General features: G+C 44.5%; 15 protein-coding genes and 2 pseudogenes. 3 read left to right on the forward strand and 14 right to left on the reverse strand.

Features of this window, described 5'->3' with window-relative positions; all coding sequences use genetic code 11:
* Window positions 1–106: 106 nt before the first annotated feature.
* Together DP091_RS11090 and DP091_RS11095 are read right to left on the reverse strand one after the other, a co-directional pair.
* A pseudogene (locus DP091_RS11090) lies at window positions 107–1,159 on the reverse strand (MFS transporter); the annotation flags it as partial.
* A 28-nt stretch (window positions 1,160–1,187) separates the two neighbouring features.
* Window positions 1,188–2,102 (reverse strand): ArsR/SmtB family transcription factor, encoded by a 915-nt coding sequence (locus tag DP091_RS11095; RefSeq protein ID WP_181469784.1) that lies wholly within the window; start codon window positions 2,100–2,102, stop codon window positions 1,188–1,190.
* A gap of 170 nt (window positions 2,103–2,272) precedes the next feature.
* Between DP091_RS11095 and DP091_RS11100 the strand changes: the two genes are divergently transcribed.
* Complete coding sequence (locus DP091_RS11100; protein ID WP_113058387.1) at window positions 2,273–3,763, forward strand: glycoside hydrolase family 43 protein; 1,491 nt, start codon at window positions 2,273–2,275, stop codon at window positions 3,761–3,763.
* 124 nt (window positions 3,764–3,887) lie between these two features.
* Here the strand turns inward: DP091_RS11100 and DP091_RS11105 are convergent, their stop codons facing one another.
* The 3 genes from DP091_RS11105 to vat(I) all read right to left on the reverse strand — a co-directional run bounded on the left by DP091_RS11105 (window position 3,888) and on the right by vat(I) (window position 5,934).
* Window positions 3,888–4,355 (reverse strand): PAS domain-containing protein, encoded by a 468-nt coding sequence (locus tag DP091_RS11105; RefSeq protein ID WP_113058388.1) that lies wholly within the window; start codon window positions 4,353–4,355, stop codon window positions 3,888–3,890.
* Window position 4,356: 1 nt separating this feature from the next.
* Window positions 4,357–5,196: an alpha/beta fold hydrolase gene (locus tag DP091_RS11110; RefSeq protein WP_113058389.1), complete on the reverse strand. Its 840-nt coding sequence runs from the start codon at window positions 5,194–5,196 to the stop codon at window positions 4,357–4,359.
* Window positions 5,197–5,304: 108 nt separating this feature from the next.
* The gene (gene vat(I) / locus DP091_RS11115; protein ID WP_113058390.1) at window positions 5,305–5,934 is read right to left on the reverse strand and encodes a streptogramin A O-acetyltransferase Vat(I); all 630 of its coding nucleotides are present in this window, start codon (window positions 5,932–5,934) and stop codon (window positions 5,305–5,307) included.
* Between the two features lie 633 nt (window positions 5,935–6,567).
* Here vat(I) and DP091_RS11125 point away from each other — a divergent pair.
* Complete coding sequence (locus DP091_RS11125) at window positions 6,568–7,473, forward strand: NAD-dependent epimerase/dehydratase family protein (RefSeq protein ID WP_113058391.1); 906 nt, start codon at window positions 6,568–6,570, stop codon at window positions 7,471–7,473.
* Between the two features lie 160 nt (window positions 7,474–7,633).
* On the opposite strand, the gene DP091_RS11130 is transcribed toward DP091_RS11125, so the two are convergent.
* The 7 genes and pseudogenes from DP091_RS11130 to DP091_RS11160 all read right to left on the reverse strand — a co-directional run bounded on the left by DP091_RS11130 (window position 7,634) and on the right by DP091_RS11160 (window position 15,967).
* The gene (locus DP091_RS11130) at window positions 7,634–9,052 is read right to left on the reverse strand and encodes an FMN-binding glutamate synthase family protein (RefSeq protein ID WP_258394483.1); all 1,419 of its coding nucleotides are present in this window, start codon (window positions 9,050–9,052) and stop codon (window positions 7,634–7,636) included.
* Window positions 9,053–9,310: 258 nt separating this feature from the next.
* Window positions 9,311–10,114 (reverse strand): undecaprenyl-diphosphate phosphatase, encoded by an 804-nt coding sequence (locus tag DP091_RS11135; protein ID WP_113058392.1) that lies wholly within the window; start codon window positions 10,112–10,114, stop codon window positions 9,311–9,313.
* A gap of 122 nt (window positions 10,115–10,236) precedes the next feature.
* Window positions 10,237–11,013, reverse strand: a pseudogene (locus DP091_RS11140) (NAD-dependent epimerase/dehydratase family protein).
* Between the two features lie 219 nt (window positions 11,014–11,232).
* The gene (locus DP091_RS11145; protein WP_113058393.1) at window positions 11,233–11,652 is read right to left on the reverse strand and encodes a VOC family protein; all 420 of its coding nucleotides are present in this window, start codon (window positions 11,650–11,652) and stop codon (window positions 11,233–11,235) included.
* Between the two features lie 245 nt (window positions 11,653–11,897).
* Window positions 11,898–14,555 carry a phosphoenolpyruvate synthase gene (gene ppsA, locus DP091_RS11150; RefSeq protein WP_113058394.1) on the reverse strand — a complete coding sequence of 886 codons (2,658 nt, stop codon included), beginning with the start codon at window positions 14,553–14,555 and terminating at the stop codon, window positions 11,898–11,900.
* A 390-nt stretch (window positions 14,556–14,945) separates the two neighbouring features.
* Entirely contained in the window at window positions 14,946–15,410 is a 465-nt protein-coding gene (locus DP091_RS11155; RefSeq protein ID WP_113058395.1) for a phage tail protein, read from the reverse strand.
* A 77-nt stretch (window positions 15,411–15,487) separates the two neighbouring features.
* Window positions 15,488–15,967, reverse strand: coding sequence for a GyrI-like domain-containing protein (locus DP091_RS11160; RefSeq protein ID WP_113058474.1), 480 nt, complete (start codon window positions 15,965–15,967; stop codon window positions 15,488–15,490).
* 112 nt (window positions 15,968–16,079) lie between these two features.
* Between DP091_RS11160 and DP091_RS11165 the strand changes: the two genes are divergently transcribed.
* The gene (locus DP091_RS11165) at window positions 16,080–17,042 is read left to right on the forward strand and encodes a helix-turn-helix transcriptional regulator (RefSeq protein ID WP_113058396.1); all 963 of its coding nucleotides are present in this window, start codon (window positions 16,080–16,082) and stop codon (window positions 17,040–17,042) included.
* A 93-nt stretch (window positions 17,043–17,135) separates the two neighbouring features.
* Here DP091_RS11165 and DP091_RS11170 read toward each other — a convergent pair whose 3' ends face one another.
* The gene (locus tag DP091_RS11170; RefSeq protein WP_113058397.1) at window positions 17,136–18,527 is read right to left on the reverse strand and encodes an amino acid permease; all 1,392 of its coding nucleotides are present in this window, start codon (window positions 18,525–18,527) and stop codon (window positions 17,136–17,138) included.
* A gap of 261 nt (window positions 18,528–18,788) precedes the next feature.
* Window positions 18,789–19,769, reverse strand: a complete 981-nt coding sequence (locus tag DP091_RS11175; protein WP_113058398.1) for a BtrH N-terminal domain-containing protein — start codon at window positions 19,767–19,769, stop codon at window positions 18,789–18,791.
* Window position 19,770 lies beyond the last annotated feature (1 nt).

The raw sequence follows: 19,770 nt of genomic DNA on the forward strand, positions 1-19,770 counted from the left end.
AAACGCCTCCATATTTCAAGATCAATCCGTATTCCTTGCATATAGAATATCTTATTTCTAAAACTTTTGAAACATGTTTGTTTAAAAAGTGAATAAAAATCGATTACTAGGAATGTTTTGTAGGATTGTACATGGAATTCCTCAGAAGTATGGATACAGAACTTAGAACCAAAAATAGAATTCCCCCAAAGACAACGTATTGGATTCCTAATCTTGATATGAATAGTCCACACACTGTGGCTCCAATGGTTGTTCCTAAATTTGTGGATGTCAAGAATATACCATTAGCAAACTCGGGAGCCTCGGGAGCTGTGGACGTAATCCAGTATTGATTGATGTTAGCTCCTATTCCGGCCATAATTCCCCAGAGTAAAATGATCAGGTACATTGGTACACTAAAGCGTCCCAAGAAGAACAAAATGACATAAATTGCTCCTAACGCAAAAGGAAAAATGACCACAGATGTAATGGCACTTTTAGTAAGCAGCTTCCCGGCTAGAATGTTTCCTACAATATTAGCCCCTCCGTATATCAGTAACATTAGGCTAATCGTGTTCCAAGTCATCCTCGTAATATTCTCAAGATACTCCGAAAGGTAACTGTAAACACCGAATACGGCTCCATTCATGAAAATGACAGCTGCAATAGAGTGCCAGGTAATTGATCTGTTTAGTACACTTAATTGTGCTCCGTATGAAGTTTTTTCACCAACAGGCATAGAGGGTACAAAGAGGAGTGTTGCAATAAAAACCACCGCATTTACTATCGCAAAGTATAACATCGCCATTCCTAACGAGGTAGCGTTCGCTATTAAGCTAGTAATTGGAACTCCAAGTACCATCCCTGCGGATACTCCAATAAATACCTTGGATACAGCTTTTGGCGCATCTTCCTTGCTAACCGATGCAGCCGCAACTGTAAAAGCCAATGAAACATAAATGGGATGAAAGAATGCTGGAACCACACGAGCAATCAATAATATTGTAAAGTTTGATGTGATCGCGGAGACAACGTTACCCAGAAAAAAAATACCGAGTACAAGCAGCATGACCTTCTTCCGATTCATCCCAGAAAACAATAAAGGCAAGGTTGGACCAGATATTGCAACAGCAAGTGCAAAGAGACTCACGATCAGCCCCGCTTTGGTTATACTGACATTAAGTCATCAGCAGTTTCAGACGCCTAAATTAATGCTCATCGTTAAGGTATGCCCGGATGACAATGTCTTGGTCGTGATTGCCGAATCCCGCTCCATAAAGCGTCAATCCCCCTGCGTTAACCGCATGCTCATCAACCGCGAAACGAAGCGTCCAGAACGGTTCCCACAGCTTGATATCCCCGAGGGTCACCTCCGACATCCGTTCATTATCCATGTACGTACCCGATGCATCAATGCGGATCGTCTTCAATAACCCGTATTGATTTACATTTCGATGCCACCACTCCGGTGTATATCTCCCTCGGGCCGCTCTACCGAAATCAGCCGGACTTGTCCATTTCCCAAGAGGGATCCCGTTAAATGTGAATTCAATATCCGATGGCCAATGGTCTCTTAAACCTGGAGCTTCCGAAGCAATTTCCATGGAGATTTCAATGTATTCGGCGGATTGATCGGCTAGCAAAAAGTTAGGCATTTTGTATTCAACATAACCCCAACCAAACCACAGAATGGCGGCGTGTACCCGCTCGGGATCGAGAAAGTAGCGCGGATCGTCCCATATTCCGATTTCTTTCTCGCGCGTACCGAGCCCGCAAGTCGGATGGATATCAAAAGCGGTGTAATGACCGACTGATATACGCTGCTCCCTGATCTTCGCGGGCGGGCTGGCAAAAGGCAGCTCAATCTCGATGGTTTTTTGTTTAAGAAAACACATTTTGTGTGTCCCCCCGCCCTGCCGTACCCTACGACTTCCGATGAGTCCGGCTTGTTCGAGTTTTCGGATGTGCATGGTGACGATCGATGGACTAAGTTCCAATCGTTTGGCAATATCCTTCACATTCATCTCGTGATCGGCAATGAGACTCATGATGTTCCATCTGACCTCGCTGGCTAACGCTTCATATAGCGGCATAAATTTTGGTTCCCCGTTTGCTTTGATGATCATCATAATCTCCTAGTATCTGTTGAAATCACATATATATTAATTTAATAGAATTAACATGAATCTTCAATCCGAATCCATTGCAAGACTTTAACCCCTGGTGTTTAATTTCCTTAGCTGCTAATCACTTTAGATTTATATACATGTGAATTTATGAAAGAGGTGGATCGATGAAATACCATAACCCGGTCATCAAAGGATTTTATCCTGACCCCAGTGTATGCAAAGTAGAAGATACTTATTATTTAGTATGCAGTTCCTTTCAGTACTTCCCCGGTGTTCCGATCTTCGAGAGCAAAGACCTGATTAACTGGAAGCAAATCGGTCATTGCCTGACCAGGGAGAGTCAGATTCAGCTCGGCAAGGTAAGCAGTTCCGGCGGGGTGTTCGCCCCCACGATACGGCACCACAACGGGAGATTCTACATGACCACGACCAACGACACCACGCGTCATAATTTCTATGTATGGACGGACGATATTTACGGTGAATGGTCCGAGCCGATTCATGTGGATCAAGGGGGAATCGATCCCGATTTGTATTTTGAAGACGGGAAAGTCTTCTTTATGAGCAACGGAAAAGACGATAACGGAATTGGCGGCATTGTTCAGTGTGAAATTGACATTGAAACGGGCGACAAGCTGTCGCCAAGTCGTTCCATATGGCAAGGAACAGGCGGGCGCTATTTGGAAAGCCCTCATATGTATAAAATCAATGGCCGGTACTACCTCATGGCGGCTGAAGGCGGTACGGAATATGGACATATGGTTACGTATGCACGGGGGGATTCGATCTCCGGCCCGTTCGAAGCCTATCCGAACAATCCCGTATTGACCAATCGCAATCTGGGCGGTTATGAGCTGCAGGGCGTTGGCCATGGAGATCTGATACAAGATAACGACGGCAATTGGTGGATGCTCCATCTGGGTTTCCGTCAAATCGGCCAATGGCTTACCTACCATCATCTTGGTCGCGAAGTTTTTCTTACACCGGTTGCATTTGGCGAGGATGGCTGGTTTACGGCAGGACATAACAGCACCGTCCTTACGAGTTTTGAGACGGATCGGATCTCCAGTGATATCGTCCAGCAGGAGAAAAAAACCTTTACATTCGAGAACACGGACTGGAATCTGGACTGGTGCTTCCTCCGCCATCCTGCTGCCGAGAACTATCGATTAGCATTCGATAAGGCTCACCTTAAAGGGACCGGAGTGAGCTTGGATATGCCGGAGTCCCCGACATTTATCGGCATTCGCCAAAGAGACTTCAATGCGGAAATCTCATGCGACGTGCAGCTTACGAGCGGAGAAGCGGGCATTACGCTTTATATGGATGAACATCATCATTACGATTTAGCCGTTCGTAAAGAGGATACCGGTTATAAAGTCATCGAGCGCCTGAATATCGGTAATATTAAATCCATTCAATCTGAAGTAGAACTGGGAAATGTCAACCATGCGACTTTGAAGATCCGGGCAAGCCATGAGCGCTACAGCTTCTTCATTCACGCTAATGGCAAGGACATCCTCTTAGGAGCGGCGCAAACCAGATACCTTTCCTCTGAGGTTGCGGGAGGATTTACAGGCGTACTCATCGGTTTATATGCCTCTGGAGAAGGCTCTATGGCTGAATTTTCAAATTTTGCATGTCATTATTCTTAAAAACTCTCCGTTAACGGGAAATCTAGACATATAAAAGCCGGTTACTCAGGTTTATCCTGGGTACCGGCTCTCATTGTTATAATGGCTTATTCTAGTATAGATGTTTGAAATGAAGCGACATGAGCTAGAACTTGGGATTAGATAAGGATGCAATCTCTTCCCTTATATTTTTAAGTTTCTGCTCCATCCGTTGTAGTTCATCTTTTGCTTTGTGATAAGCTTTCTCAGCTTGCTCAATCTGCAACTCGTATTCCTTCCTCCGCTGCATGCGAATTAAGACGCAATCATAAACCGGTTCGTCTTCCCGCTCTCGAATCACAGCATTTAAAAGAACGGGAAATGTTCCGCCGCTACCCGTTTTCATCATTAGATACATCTCATCAACGTGATGATTAAGCTTAATCAACGGCAAAAAATATATCTGAAAGAAAATTTGGCTGGACCGGGTTAACAGGGATTCAAAGCTGATGCCGATTATCCCTTGTTTTTCATATTCTAACAAGCGACAAAAGGTAGCATTGACGATGCGTATCGTCCGATTTTGATCCATTGACAAATAACCGCAGGGTGCGTGATCCAACCGCTCGTCCATATTATATGTGCAGCTCGCTTTCCTGTGTCGACTCAACTGTGGTGAAATATTCGCTGATGAGTCGAATGGTTTCATCCGGATGGCTTAGGTGTGGACAATGACCGGTTGCATCCATCAGTCGAAACTCGCTTCCATTTATCTGCTGGTGGACGTAAGCCCCAGCTTCCATCGGAGCGATCATATCATCGGAGCATTGCAGGATCAACGAAGGCACCACTACCTTGCCGAGTTCTTGACGGTAATCAGAGAGAAAAGTGGCTTCCGCAAAACGACGGGCCACTTTAGGATCGGTTGCGCAGAAACTGAGTTCCAGCTCTTCGGATAATTCCGGCCGGTCCGTATTTCCCATTATGACAGGAGCCAGATAACTTGCCCAACCTTGATAGTTTTGATCCATCATGTCCAATAAAGCAACCAGATCTTCCCGTTCAAATCCGCCGATGTAATCCGGCAGATCGTTCAAATAGCATGCAGAAGGGCCGATCAGAACAAGCCGCTCAAAGAATTCCGGTTTTTGAATAGACGCCAGCATACCGATGGTTGCGCCGACGGAGTGGCCTACTAGAATGGCTTCCTTCAACTCGAGTGCTGAACATATGTCCAAAATATCTTGGGCATAACCGTTCAAATCATGATAACGACAAGGATCATAAGCTTGAATATCGGACTTTCCCGAACCTACAAAGTCAAACAGTACCACCTTGTACTCCTCTTCAAAAGCTGGTGAGACAAAGCGCCACATGTTCTGATCACAGCCAAAGCCGTGGGCGAATATAAGAGCCTTTGAACCATAGCCCGTTACTTTGACGTTATTTCGGATGAGTATCTGTTGGCTATCCATTGACTCTTCCTCCCGGTTAAGATGTTCTGGTGTTTCAATCTAATACATTATACCACTATATCTATATTTTCAAATTATTTCTGACTTTCTAAAGCGTCTTGCTCTGATCTACTGACTCATCTTTCTAAGCAAGTCCATATCTCCGCTTGTAATTGCGCCAATATATTGATTGATGACCTCGATATCGCAATCCCACCATTTGATATCCAATAACTCTTGAATGACTTCGGTGGAATATCGCTTGCGGATTTCCCTTGCAGGATTGCCTCCAACGATCGTATAAGGCTCCACATCCTTTACAACGACTGCTTCAGCGGCAACGATCGCCCCGTCGCCAATCCTTACACCCGACATAATCGTTGCACGTCTTCCGATCCACACGTCATTTCCAATGATCGTATCTCCCTTGATCGGCAATTGATCTAAAGATGGAGTGAATTTCTCCCAGCCGTTTCCAAGGATATTAAATGGAAAGGTTGAACCGTCCATCCGATGGTTCCCTCCATCCATCATAAATCTGACCTCGGAAGCAATGGAACAAAACTTGCCGATCATTAATTTAGTTCCAATGAATTCATAATGATACAATACTTGATCCTCAAATGATTCTCCGTTTAAGGCATAGTAGTATGAATAATCGCCTGCGATAATATTGGGTTTCGTAATCGTGTTCTTGATAAACTGAAGATTGTTATCTCCGGGTATAGGATATCTCTCATTTGGATTCGGTCCTGTCATTGTTACATCATCCCTCTCTTCGCAATTTATCTGGCTGAGACGATAAGATCGTTCACACAACGATCGGTCACACAAAAAAACCTCCTTTCCGGTCATCGGATAGGAGGCGCACATACAAACAAAAAGACGCACTGCTATACAAAAAAACAGTCGCACTTTAGGTTAATATATAAAAGCCCGCACGAATCCTATCCTGAAAACCTTGGAAATATAGTTTTCTTTGGTGGATAGGATTAGTAGATCATCGGCTTTTGGTCACCCTTTCATTACTGAATAAGATAAATTTACCATATTCCACATATGGTATCAACCTCATTGCAACCAACTTTTGTCACTCTAGTCTCTTCTAATGTTACATGAATCTTATCCCAATCTTTAAACTGTTCAGGTATGCCATCTAAAAATGCTTCTTTACATACGATCATTCGCCCTTCGCTAACCAAGCTAATCTTTTCAGAAAACCCGGTATTGATCCTCGATTCAGGGCAAGGCAAGGTTTTATAAACATGAAGTTCTGAAAAATACCGCATGCTGTGTAGCTGCAGAGTAATAAAACCATAAAGTAACGGGAAGTCTAACAGCGATTTAAGGTCAACTTGCTGTGCCGGAAATATGAATAAGGGGTGGAAAATAATGAAAGTAGTGGTGACAGGAGCAGCCGGAAAAATCGGTCGCTGGGCGGTAAGAACCATATTGGAAGCTGGCCATGATGTTATAGCCACAGACCGATTACTACGGGAAGAATCAGCTTCAAAAAATTTTATTCAAGCAGAGCTGCGTGATTATGGTCAAGTCTGTCAGCTTTTAATGGGAAGTGATGCCGTTGTCCATCTTGGGAATATCCCAACCGATGTAAGGAATACACCCCAGGCGATATTCGAGAATAATATGCTCGTCAATTTTAACATTCTTGAAGCATGTAAAGATTTTAAAATCCCCAAGCTGGTATGGGCTTCAAGCGAAACGGTTTTGGGCTATCCGTTTGTACCGGAGCAAATGGATTACCTCCCTGTTGATGAAGAGCATCCAACTACCGCGAAGTCATCCTATGCTATGGCAAAACTGCTGACGGAACACCTAACAGGCATGTATCATAAGCTTACGAATCAACAGCTCGTCACGCTTCGCTTCGCGAATATGTATGAACCGGATGAGTATGAAAAAATCCCTATCATGCATTGGAATGATGAACAAAAGGATATTCAAAAGAAAAACGCCTGGGCCTATTGCGATGTTAGAGATGCAGCTAAAGCCTGTCTGCTTGCAATAGAGAAGGACAATTTAGGTAATCAGGTATTCCATATCACTGCCCCGGACACCATCATGCCGGATCTTAGCCAGGATTTGGTCAAACGTTTTTTTCCCAATGTATCCTTAAAGAGAGAGGTTCAGGGACATGAGACGCTAATGGCGATAGATAAGGCAAAGGATATACTTGGATATGAACCGCGGTATTCTTGGCGGAGTGTTCTTCATAACGATGGTTCATCGAAGGCGCTGCCTGAAGATCAGCTTGCTTTATCGAAAACAAACATATAAGCCGCTGCACTATATTCATGTTCGAAAAATACACCATAAAAAAAAATGAGCTCAGGCAATGAAGGCCTAGCTCATTTTTTCTTTGACTTTGGATAGAACCAAATGCTGAGCCGGTTTAGTTTAATCAGCTATGGTGGGAGCCTCCAATGAATATGGGAGTTTACTGTAGAGGCAGAGGTTCATCCGGATCTGTCATTTCCGTTACGTCCGAAATAACGTTTGTTGCTGTGGATAGGTTTTGCTTCCCTGGAGGGAACCCGGCATAATCGATCCGCAGGATCTGGGCTAAATCCCGGTCCACTGTAACCAGATCCATTTTGTTGATTTGTGCCAAATCCGTTTTCCCAAGGGTATAGGCGACTAGTTTCATTTCCTCCACGGACGACTTGAGGAAATTGGCCAAATGTTCAGCGCCCTTTTCAACGTCCAAATCTTCTTTGAACTTCCCCCAATTTATAGGGACTTGCTGCGGCTGCTCGGTCGGCAGCGTCTTAGTCGCTTGCGTCTGAAGGGCAATCAAGGCGATTGAACCGACATAGACCGCGTCCGCCCCTAACGCCATTGCCTTCAGGAAATGACCCGGCGTCGTTAACCCCCCGCTAGCAATGACGGAAATGCTTGGTTTAACCCCGCGTTCTTCCAAATACTGAACCGTTCTTGCCAGCGCAAATAACGTTGGCAGCCCGACGTCATCCAGAAGCGTCGGTGGACCTCCCTGCGTTCCTGCTTCCGCACCGTCCACGACGAAATAATCGACTCCCGCTTGAATGGCGACCTCCAGCTCCCACTCCATAAAATGAGTCGCACAGATTTTAATCCCAACCGGCACTCCGTATTTATTTTTCAAGTCCTGCACCAGTGTAATAATGTCCTCCGTTTTGTTTACTCCCGAGATACGGGAATGAATCGCGGCATTTTCGCCGGGTTTCAGTTTGTTGGCGATCCGCAAATCCTTCTCAATCTCCTCCGTCGCCATCGACATCGGAGCGGCCGCGAGGGCCCCTTGACCGAGCTGGATTTCTATAGCGTCCAATTGCCGTAGAGATTCATCGTCATTCATCCACCCGCCGCGATGATACTGGCCGATGAAAAACTTGGCTTCCCTTCGCTCCTCATCGACTAAAGGCGCCTCTCCAGAATTGGTTGCCGTACCAGCCATACCGGCACCACGAGCCAAAGCGACCTTTACCTTCAAACTTAATGCTCCACCATATGACATCCCGCTGATGAGAATAGGAATTCCTAGATTTAGTGGCTTTTTCGCTTGAGGACCAATAGTGACGCCTGTTTGGATTTGCACGCTGTCTTCCGTGGGCATCCGGAACATATGTACGGGGTTTAGCAAAATTTTATCCCAATCGGACAACACAATCGGACTCCCCAAAGTACGGTTAATTGCTTGTCCGCTTTCCGCCCGCATCCTGGCTTCAATGATTGCCCGCGGCGTCAGCTTCTGCATGGTTGTAAACATGGAAAACGCATGTTCCGTATATGGATCTTGTATCATACGCTTCATATAATGGTTCACAATTTCGTCCATTACACCGATCGTCATCTTGCGAATCATCCAACGAAACAAACTAATCCCCCTCTTGTATGCGAATAGCTGTTACCGAATCAACGATGAAGGAAATTGCTAATATTGATCTGACATAGTCCAGAGCATTTCATTCCTCAACGCAGTTGGTTACGAAGGTATCTCATGCTCTCATGAATTTACTTATTATTTGTAAACCATCTCATCCTATTCATGGGATTACCACGCACTCCCCCATTCCGTGTGTTTGACTAAATGATAGCGGAATAGATTTTCTCAACCATCCAATACCAAGACGGGTTACCACAAGATGATCAAATAGAAGAGAGCCGCTAGGACAAAACGATATAGTGCAAACCATTCCAACCGAAGTCGCTTAATCAGTTTGATAAACGTCACGACGGCAATCATAGCCACAAGAAAGGATGTCGCAAAGCCAATAAACATTAGGACGAAATCATCAGAACTCAGCAAATCCCGACTATCATATAAATCTAGCAAGCTTGCGCCAAACATAACAGGCACGGAGATTAGGAACGTAAAATCTGCGGCGGCCTTTTGGCTGGTGCCAAGTAAAAGTCCGCCTGAAATCGTTGAACCCGATCTCGAGAATCCCGGCCACAAAGCCAAGCACTGAAACAAGCCAATGCCGAAGGCTTGTTTATAATTAATCCGATCTATCGTATCGGCGGTTTCGGTTCTCCTGCTTCGAGCTGCAATGATCATTAACACGCCACCGGCTACTAGCCCGATTAAGACTGGGGTTGGACCGAATAATTTGCTTTTTATTGTGTCCTTGAGCAGAAGATATACGATTAATGCCGGTAGCATAGCCAAAATCATATGTATAACATTTAATCCGCGACGACGGGAAAAGTCCATTCGAATCAGATTAGCCCCAATCGCCAAATACCTTTTCCAATACAGAATGAGAACCGCCATTACTGCACCCAACTGTATAACAATTTTAAAAGTTATGGCAGCGTCTCCCTCGAAGTTTAGCAAATGGCCCGCTAAAATTAAATGTCCAGTAGACGATACCGGTAAAAATTCGGTTAAGCCCTCTATTATGCCGAGTATGATTGCTTTTATTACATCAGTCATTAGTGGATATCCCCCTTTGGAAATCTAACATTTCCAGTATAAGGGGGGCATCTATATATTTCCCATCGATTCATATAACAATTTTCCATTCCGAGTGACAACATTGTCACATCGTTCAATGGCTACGGTTGCTGTCCCCCCTGATAGATCGTCTCATCCTGACGTACTTTGCGTCCCGCTGCCTTGACCAGCTCAAGCAGCTTTGTCGCATCATCCTGAGGTTGGTATCCGATCAGTTCCTCCAGATAATCAATGTTGTAGTAGTTATCACTGTTGGCAGAGGTGCCGTACAGATTCAAATATTTCAGATCGTCATCTGCTTCAATGCAACAAACGATCAATTGGAGCATATCACGTTCGGATATCCAGATATGCCCCGCACGTTCGGAATGAGGATGATTGTCCCCCGGAAAGTTGCCAATCCGAATATTGAACGAAGAAATCTTGCCTTGGTCCGAATACAATCGGCCCAGCAGCTCGATATAACATTTGCTGAGTCCGTAAAAGCTATCCGGGCGATATGGATCTTGAGGCCCTATCATCTCATAAGACTTCTAATACCCGGTTGCATGATTCGAGCTGGCGAATATGATTCGGCGCACACCATTTTGCACCGCCGCCTCAAATAACTTGTAGGCACCGCTCACATTCCCCGCAAGCACTTTGCCAAGAAAATCCCCCTTGTCCTTGATCCAGGCAAAATGAAGCACCGTGTCCGTTCCTTGCGTTAGCTCCGCCATTCGCGCTTCGTCTCCGATATCCATTTGAACAATGCCCAGCTTCTCGTCCGCCTGTATATCCGCTCCAACAACCTCATACCGATTGTCTTTGAGCAGCCCGTTGTAAATGACATTTCCTATGGTGCCTGCCGCTCCCGTTATTAACAATTTGCGTTTCATTCGTTTCGATCCCCTTTCCCGCTTCATAGTCACCCAATTGGTGTGCTGTTAGTAATTTAATTACCCGTAACGAGAAGGAAATACACGAATATCCGGATCAGGAGAACAAAAAAAGCCTGGTAAACCAGGCTCTTCCTGAAAATTCTATATGCCGCTTGCTCTATGTTACGCCCCGACTTGTACCCTGAAGATTGAAAGTAGGCCGGCTCTTCTTTTGTGTTACCTTGTCGTGAAAATCTGAAAGGTAATTCCGAACTTATCCGTTACCATTGCATAAGCTGGGCTAAAATACATTTCTTGCAATGGCGTAATCACTTGACCGCCTTGTTGTAAAGCCCCATAAAATTGTTTTGATTTTTCAATATCGTTTGTCGTAATACAAATGCTCAGCCGATCTCCCGGATGCGTTTGCTGACCAGGTTCTGTATCGGCTACAAACATTTCAATCTCCCTGATCCGTAAAACGGAGTGAGCCACTCTATCCTTTACATCTGACGGCATGGAGTTCTGGACACTCTCGGGTGCCTGTCCAAATGTTTGCTTTGACAAGACTTTAGCATCCAATGCTTTTTCGTAAAATGCAATCGCTTCGCTGGCGTTTCCGTTCAGCATAATGTAGGGAATGAATTGTAACGTCATTTCTAAACAGCTCCTTCAGCTTCATTTTTTGGATTCTAACAGGTAACATCGAGCTAGTACATAAGAACATTTAGGCTTTGAATCTATTATGAGTGATAATAGTGACAGTTATTGTCATAAATATAAAAAATGCCGGGACGTTTGCAACTTCCAGCGTAAAACAAAAAAAGCCGCGGATTCCGCGACTTCTTTTGCATACTTTCGATTGTGGTCTTGTGGCGAATATCACCACTTGTCGAATTGAGCTATGACAATATTTCGATATACCCTTCTGTTCCATGCACGCGAATTCGCTGCCCATCCTTTATCCGTTTGGTAGCATTCTCCACGCCGACAACGGCCGGCAAGCCATATTCACGCGCGATAACGGCTCCATGGGTCATCAGTCCGCCCACTTCGGTGACCAAGCCCTTGATGGATACAAACAGAGGCGTCCAGCTAGGGTCAGTAAAAGAGGTGACTAATATATCTCCGTCCTTGAGCTCAGCGTCTTCTATGTTTAAGATGACACGCGCTCGTCCCTCGATTATTCCGGAAGAAACAGACAGACCGACAATAGCTTCGGCTGGGATATTTTCTCGTTTGTACTCCCCTGCGATGATTTCGCCATCCGACGTGATTACGCGCGGCGGTGTTAGTTTTTCATATACTTTGTACTCGTCTTTTCGTTTGCTGATCATCTGTCTGGTCGCAAGTTTCGCTTGCTGCTCAACCATGGAACCGGGGTTATCCAGATTATTTGTTCGTACGACCTCGTGAAGTTCTTCAAAAGTGAGATAATATATATCTTCCTTATCATGAATAACGCCCGCTTGTACAAGTCGTTCGGCCTCTTTCAGTAAAGCCTTCTTATACATGAAGTAACGATTCACCATCCCGTATTTGGGGTATTCCCGATAACCCATGAAATTCCGGACGAGGTCGATCATTCGTTTGGTTTCTTTGGCTTTTTGTTCACCATCCGGCAATTGCTTCAATCGATCTAATAGCTCTTTTTCTTTTTTCAAAGCCTCCTGTTGCCCTTGCTCAAATTTCCGACCACTTTCATTAGGCTCAAAGATTTTGATGTTACCAAGGATCAACGGGACAAGCGTAATGGGTTTTTCGCTCCAACGAGTTCTGGCGATATCGATTTCTCCAGCACATCGCATGCCATATTTGTGGAGAAAATCAAGGATCGCGTCATGGGATTCCTGTCCACCATCCAATTTAACCAGTTCATCCAAAAAGTTATCATCTTTGACATGCTGTAAATAATCAATGACTTTCGGATGAGGACGGATTGCATCTGCGACATCGAGCAGCGCCAAACCCATTTCCGAAGTAATATTATGGGGCACAGATTGAGAAAGCGTGTCGGCTGCGTTTTTTTCACCTAACCACTCATTCATTTTTTCATTGATCCAGGTTGAAGCATTCATGGCAGCCATAAACACAGACGAACTTTGGGGGTCGAATAAGATCTTCTTCAGTTCCTGCAGATCTTCCAAAATAAAATCAAATAAATCGGATTCAGATTTCGTTTGGATGTTTTGTTTCAACACTTCGATCGATGATTGAGTACGTTTCATCAAATCAGAAACGATTGTCGGGTCGTTTTCGAATTGTGGTTGAGCACCGGCTGGCGGCATAGCTTTATTGCTCTTACTGGGACTCGATTCTTTTTTATCGTTTGGTAATAGTTTTATGAAATCTCGATCCATGATGGTCATAAGTGCGTCTTTTATAAGCGGATCGTGTTGTCCCATGCCATTTAGTAAAAATTCTCTGCTATCAGGTGATGCCAGATGATGTGTAACATCAACAAACAGCCTTCCGCCAGCCGTACGCATAGGTGCTAGAGTCGTCAGCAGAAAAAAAGACAATCCCAGTGGTTTCATGGGATCCGTCATCATTTGTTGATGTCCGACAGACACGTATACGTGATTTTCTTGATCACTCGCTTCAGGTATCGGGTATAGCGTCGTGATGGGCCGACTCTGGACAATATAAAAGGTATCCTGGGCCAAACACCATTCGATATCTTGGGGCTGGCCAAAATGAGCTTCAATCTGTCTTCCGATGCGTGCCAGTTGTAAAATTTGCTCATCCGTAAGTGTTTGTGACTTTTGCTGATCGGGATCGATTTGCTTGGTTTCTGTTCCGCCTTCTTTTCGTCCGTAGATCGCCAATGTTTTGGCGGCTATCCGCTTTTCGATGATTTCTCCTTCCCGTACTTTGTAACCATCGGCTGATACCAAGCCAGAGACGAGTGCTTCTCCAAGTCCGAAACCGGCATCGATGGATAGCAGCTTTCGGTTAGAAGTCATCGGATCAGCCGTAAATAATATCCCTGAAGCTTGTGGAAAAACCATCCTTTGCACGACTACGGATAAATAAACTTGACGATGGTCAAATCCACTTTGCATACGATAGATCACCGCGCGATCTGTAAACAAGGAAGCCCAGCATTTGCTGATATGCTGCAAGACGGCATCGACGCCGATGATGTTTAGATAGGTATCTTGTTGACCCGCAAAAGAGGCATGCGGTAAATCTTCAGCAGTCGCGCTGGATCGTACGGCATAAGCTTGTTCCTCACCAAACCGGGAGAGATAGTGAGTTACTGCTGTCACCACATCCGATGGTATTTTTACATCCACAATAGTTTGTCTGATCTTCCTGCTGATTTCAACAATTTGGTCCCGATCCTCTACTGATAGCATGGTTAGTCGATTGAGCATGAATTGATACGTTTCGTTTTGTTCGACGGCTCTTTGATATCCTACGGTTGTCACGCAAAATCCTTCGGGAACTCGTATACCTTCAATTTTTGATAATTCCCCTAAATGAAGCCCTTTTCCGCCAACGAGCCCAAGCTGCTTTTTGTTCATTTCCTGAAAATCAAGAACCAACGAACACATTCAACATCTCTCCTAACCATTAATTTGAGAAAAAAGATTTGACAAGATTTTTTTTGCGTGGTACAATTAGATTGTAAGATAAGATAATTATGTCTTTTTTTAAAAATCAATCGTGCTCTGATTATATCATCGCGTCTGTTTATATGCAATAAAAAAGAACCTGACAAGACTGCCAGGTTCTTTTTTAGCTTCACTACCACTACTATGGTTCTTGTCATCATGATAAGATGTCCGCTCTTAAATGCTTGCTCCTCTACTGCGGGATGGCGGCTGCTTGCAATCTTAGCGTCACCCATTCTTGTTGCATGATTCAGGCAAATAAAAAGAGCCGCAAAGTATCGCTGCTCTTTTTATGCAGTAAAAACGGCTGAAAGCCTCCACATGCGCTTTTTAGTATTCTCCTTTTATCACAAAGAACGAGCCCCGAATGGTTCCAGCTAATTTAGATTTCTGCCTAGCAAATTTAAACTTTCCATCTAACTCCTGCGGTACCTCCATCCCTTCAGAAAGCTTAAAACCAACGGCACGCTTCTTCGGGTCATCAATCGTATACATGACATTGACCGCAAGACCATCCTCATAAAATACGAAAGCCCATTTGATATTTTCCACTTGGAAACGAGATGTTTCTAATGGGTTGGCCGCAAACTCGATATCACGTTCTTCTTTCAATATCCGGTTCACATAGTCGAGGGTTTCCTGGCTTTCGTCGGCTGGTACGACGGTGAATTCATGCTTATATTTGTTCATAAAGTAACGGGCTTCATTCGCTCGTAAACCAGCAAGAGCTTCTACTACGGGTGAAGATTCTAAACCCACCGTAGACACCGTTTTAAAATCAACGATATTGGACATGTTCATCCCTCCTAAAAGTTTGGTGAGCGTTAGTTCATGGACCTACTTCGAGCAAAGCTTGCATCCGAAACATTCACTTATTTCCTGACAACAGGAATCCACAACTCACCAAATACCAACCCGTCTCGCTGCCCCATCTCTACCGTTGCGTTTGGCCCGCCTACATAGGCAAAATTCTGAGCTTCCGGCAAGACTTGTCCGAAGGCAATGCCAGTAAGGTTATTACTCAACTCATCTGCCGTGTTCGCTTCCCCTTTGACTACGAGATATTCCCCTTTAGGAAACTGAATAACCCTAGTTGCTTCGGGTAGTGATGTTTCTGTCATGACGCCAGCATAATACATCATCTTGTTATTGACCGCTTCGTTCACGGCAAAAATGTAGTCATTTGCGGCAACAGCTTTTAATGTCTCAAGGCTTCCATCTTGTTTCACCGTCTCCCAAAAGTCTGCCTTCTCCTTGTTTATGCCAGCATAGTCTGTATAATCGCTCTGAAGCTCAGTCCCGATTCCCAAAACGATAAAGCTGTCTTTTTCCTCAAGCGTGTAATTTGTCATCATCAATCCCTACCTCTTTTTTTATTTTTATCAAATGATTTGTCTTTTCACTTGATGGGTTTATAATAACCTTAAATCATGTCAAAAAATGATACTGTTTAGAGGAGAACTGATGAAAAAAGTTGAACGGATCAATGTCATCATGCGGTATATCAACAACCGTGCCCACTTCACCATTTCTGAAATCATGCAGGAATTTAACATTTCTCGTTCGACAGCGATTCGAGATATTAGAGAAATCGAAGCCATGGGGATGCCGCTTGTCGCTGAAGTTGGGAGGGATGGTGGTTATTTTGTCATGAACAACTCTGTCCTGCCCACGGTCCGCTTTACCGATAATGAAATTAAAGCTCTGTTTATAGCCTTTATGGCCACAAGAAATCAACAACTCCCTTATCTGAAGAGTCGTCAATCTTTAGCAGAAAAATTGCTAGGTCTCATCTCGGAAAACCAGCAAGACGACATTGTTCTGTTAAATCAAATATTGCTGTTTGAAGGGACCAACCCTCATAATCCAGACCTGCTTGATCTGTCTGACCTGCCCCATCCGATGTTAGAAAAACTCATCCAGATCCTTCTGGTGGACCGGTATTTATTGGTTTCCGTCAAGGAAGAGAAGATCATAAAGTCTTATCCCATTTATCTCTTGCATCTTTATCGTGAAAAAAGCCTGTGGCAAATCGAAGGTTTTGACTTAGAGGATGGCAAGGGGCGGATTATACCTGTCGACAATCTCACCGACGTAAAACCATACCCCGAGAAGAAAAGAATAAGTAAGAAAAAGATTCTAGAGCAACTAAGTAAGCAGGAAGAGATCATCAATCTTGTCATTGATCTTGGCCCAAAGGCGATTGCTCAGTTCAAAAAATACCATCCTTTAAAAGTTTCAATTTCTTATACGAATCCATACCAAACCACCGCCACTCTAAAGACATTTATCGATGTTCTTCATTCGGAAGAATTAACCGAAATGACCAATTGGCTGCTTTTCCTAGGTGGAGATATTAAGATCAGGGAAATACCGGATGAAGTCGTTTCAGGTTTAAAAGAGCGATTAAGCCAATACTGTCCGTAAGCTGCTGCTGTGATTGGACCTGATAAAAAACATCCCATTCCTCCTTGGTGAGAATGGGATGTTTTGGGTTTCATTCAAAGGATGTCGGCCAATTCATTCGTTGCTATTTTCTTGATTGGCTTGAGGACTTAGTGGAGCAGCCTTGCCAACTCCTAAAGCATAATAACTAATCACAACGATGCCTAAGAAAACAATGCCGATGATCAGGGAAACGCGAGTCTCATCGTTTATCCACATACCGACCAGTACCATAAGCAAAAAGGCGATGGTCACATAGTTTGTCACTGGAGCAAAAGGCATTTTGAACGGATGATGCTCCAATGCGGGGCCCTTGATCTTTCTGAATTTGATTTGACTGATCAGAATGACAAACCATGGTACCATACCGGGAAGTACGCTGGCGCTGTACACGTGCACAAACAGATTTTCCGGTGCGATATAGCTTAACAATACGCCAATGCCCAGTCCCACAAGTACGCCCATCGTTCCTAGCAGAGGCACGCCGTTACGGGACAGTTTCGTAAATACTTTCGGCGCCTGTCCATTGACGCCTAATGTATAAAGCATGCGTCCTGCGCTATAAATCCCGCTATTACAACCTGACATGGCAGAGGTGATGACAACAAAGTTGATCAGCCCCGCCGCTGCAGTAATGCCGATCTTCGCAAACGTTGCAACGAACGGGCTGCCGATGGCTTGCAATTGATTCCAAGGGTAGACCGTTACAATGACAAAAATAGCGCCAATATAGAAAATCAATATCCGCCAAATGATACTTTGCGTCGCCCTCATTAACGTTTTTTGCGGGTTTTTTGCCTCACCTGCTGTTATCCCGATCAGTTCGACACCTTGATAGGCCCCGATCACCAGCGAAAGAGCAAAGAAAAATCCCGACCATCCGCCGGCAAAAAAGCCTCCATGCTCCCACAGGTTAGATAATCCAATCGCATTGCCGCCGTTGCCGATCCCGAAGAAAATCAGACCAAACCCTGCAACAATCATCAATATGATGGTTACGATCTTAATCATCGAAAACCAAAACTCAAATTCACCAAATGACTTCACAGAAAATAGATTTGCCGCACCGAGAATCACCATGGCGACGATCCCTGGTATCCAAGCAGGCAAATCCGGAAACCAGTACTTCATATATGTCCCAACGGCAATGATCTCTGCCATCCCGACAATTACCCATTGGAACCAGTTACTCCAAGCCGTCGTATACCCTGCCAAAGGATGAATGTACTTATGGCCAAAGGTCGCAAACGACCCCGTGCTGGGCTCTACGTACTGCATTTCCCCCATCGCGCGCATAATGAAAAATATAAATATTCCTACGATTGCATACGCAAGCATTACCGATGGACCTGTCCATTTGATCGTGCTTGCCGAGCCCATAAATAATCCGACACCGATTGTGCCACCCAAAGCAATCATCTGAATATGACGAGCTTCGAGCCCCCTCTTTAATTCATTGTTGTTCATTGCAGTTTCCCCCTCTGCTACTCTCTTAGGCTGTTAGTTTGGACAAGTTCATAATCTCAATAACGCCAATTTCGTTTTTGATAATCCAATTGTAGTATTTTGTTCCTATGAAAACAATTATATTCAATTGGTAAAGCTAATTGATAATCATTTGGTAGACTTAAACATCGTGTCTACAAAAAAGCCGCATCAATTCGGCCTATTTAACGCATATGTTCTCTTGAGCGGTATCCCCTCTCCAACCAGGGTCATCAATCCAAGTTACAATAATAACTCCATAGCTTTACGTTCTTTATCCGCGATCTCAAGCAAAGCGCTTGAGGCTTGTTTCAAGCTCTCGATGCTTCGTGTCTTCCCAGCGTGATCGATCATGGATGAAACGCCGGTCCACATGGGAGCGATTTGAGCGAACTGCAAATATGCTTTCTCTACTTTGGGGTCGCCTAACAAGTCCGCGCTTTCTTTCAGAAAATCCCGATAAAGGTTTCGAAAAAGCGCGCCCCCGGTTCCGCCCTTTTCCATTAATAGCGCAGTCAGGCACAGATCTTGTTGAAAGTTTTTACTGCGGGACGGCCATTTCAAGATTTCGCTGCTCATTTTTATGATACCTTTATTGCCTGCATTGCGGATGGGCGGATTTAAATAATCATGTGCATTTTGGGCCAATGCCGATCGGACGGCGGGTTCCATTTGCGGAAGATCGCCGATGGATTCGACCGTGAAGGAGCGATTTCTGGAACTCATGGGACCTTTGGCGTTTCTAGCCATGGCCAGATGATCTAAACGTGTCGTCAAAAGTCCGCCTTGCTGTCGCGTGTCCGCCATATATGCGTATTCGCCATCCATCCCATAGATCACCGCATAATGGCCTGCAAAGTGAACTTTACTCGTAAAGTAATCCAAGTAATAGGAGTCTAATTTGAGTCCCACCGGGATTCCTCGTTCAATGAAACCTTGTACGTTTTTCTTCGCTTTATCAATCGAACTTGTTTCTTGAACGTTGAGAGTTACGTTAAGTCTAGTTGCTATACGCGCAGTCAACGTATCCGTTTTTGCCCTGCCCCCGATAAAAGGAAAGTCCATATTTTTCGAATCCCAATAAATAAAACCCAAACCTTCCCCCAATCCAAATAACAACGGTTCCGACAGCCGTAAACCTGCAAATTGAAGCAAATTGCCCACTGCCGTGGTCTCACAATGTGTTCCATCATACGGAACAAAATCCTGAATGATATGAGACATA

This window comes from Paenibacillus sp. MDMC362, from assembly GCF_003269305.1.
Lineage (GTDB): Bacteria > Bacillota > Bacilli > Paenibacillales > Paenibacillaceae > Paenibacillus_AQ.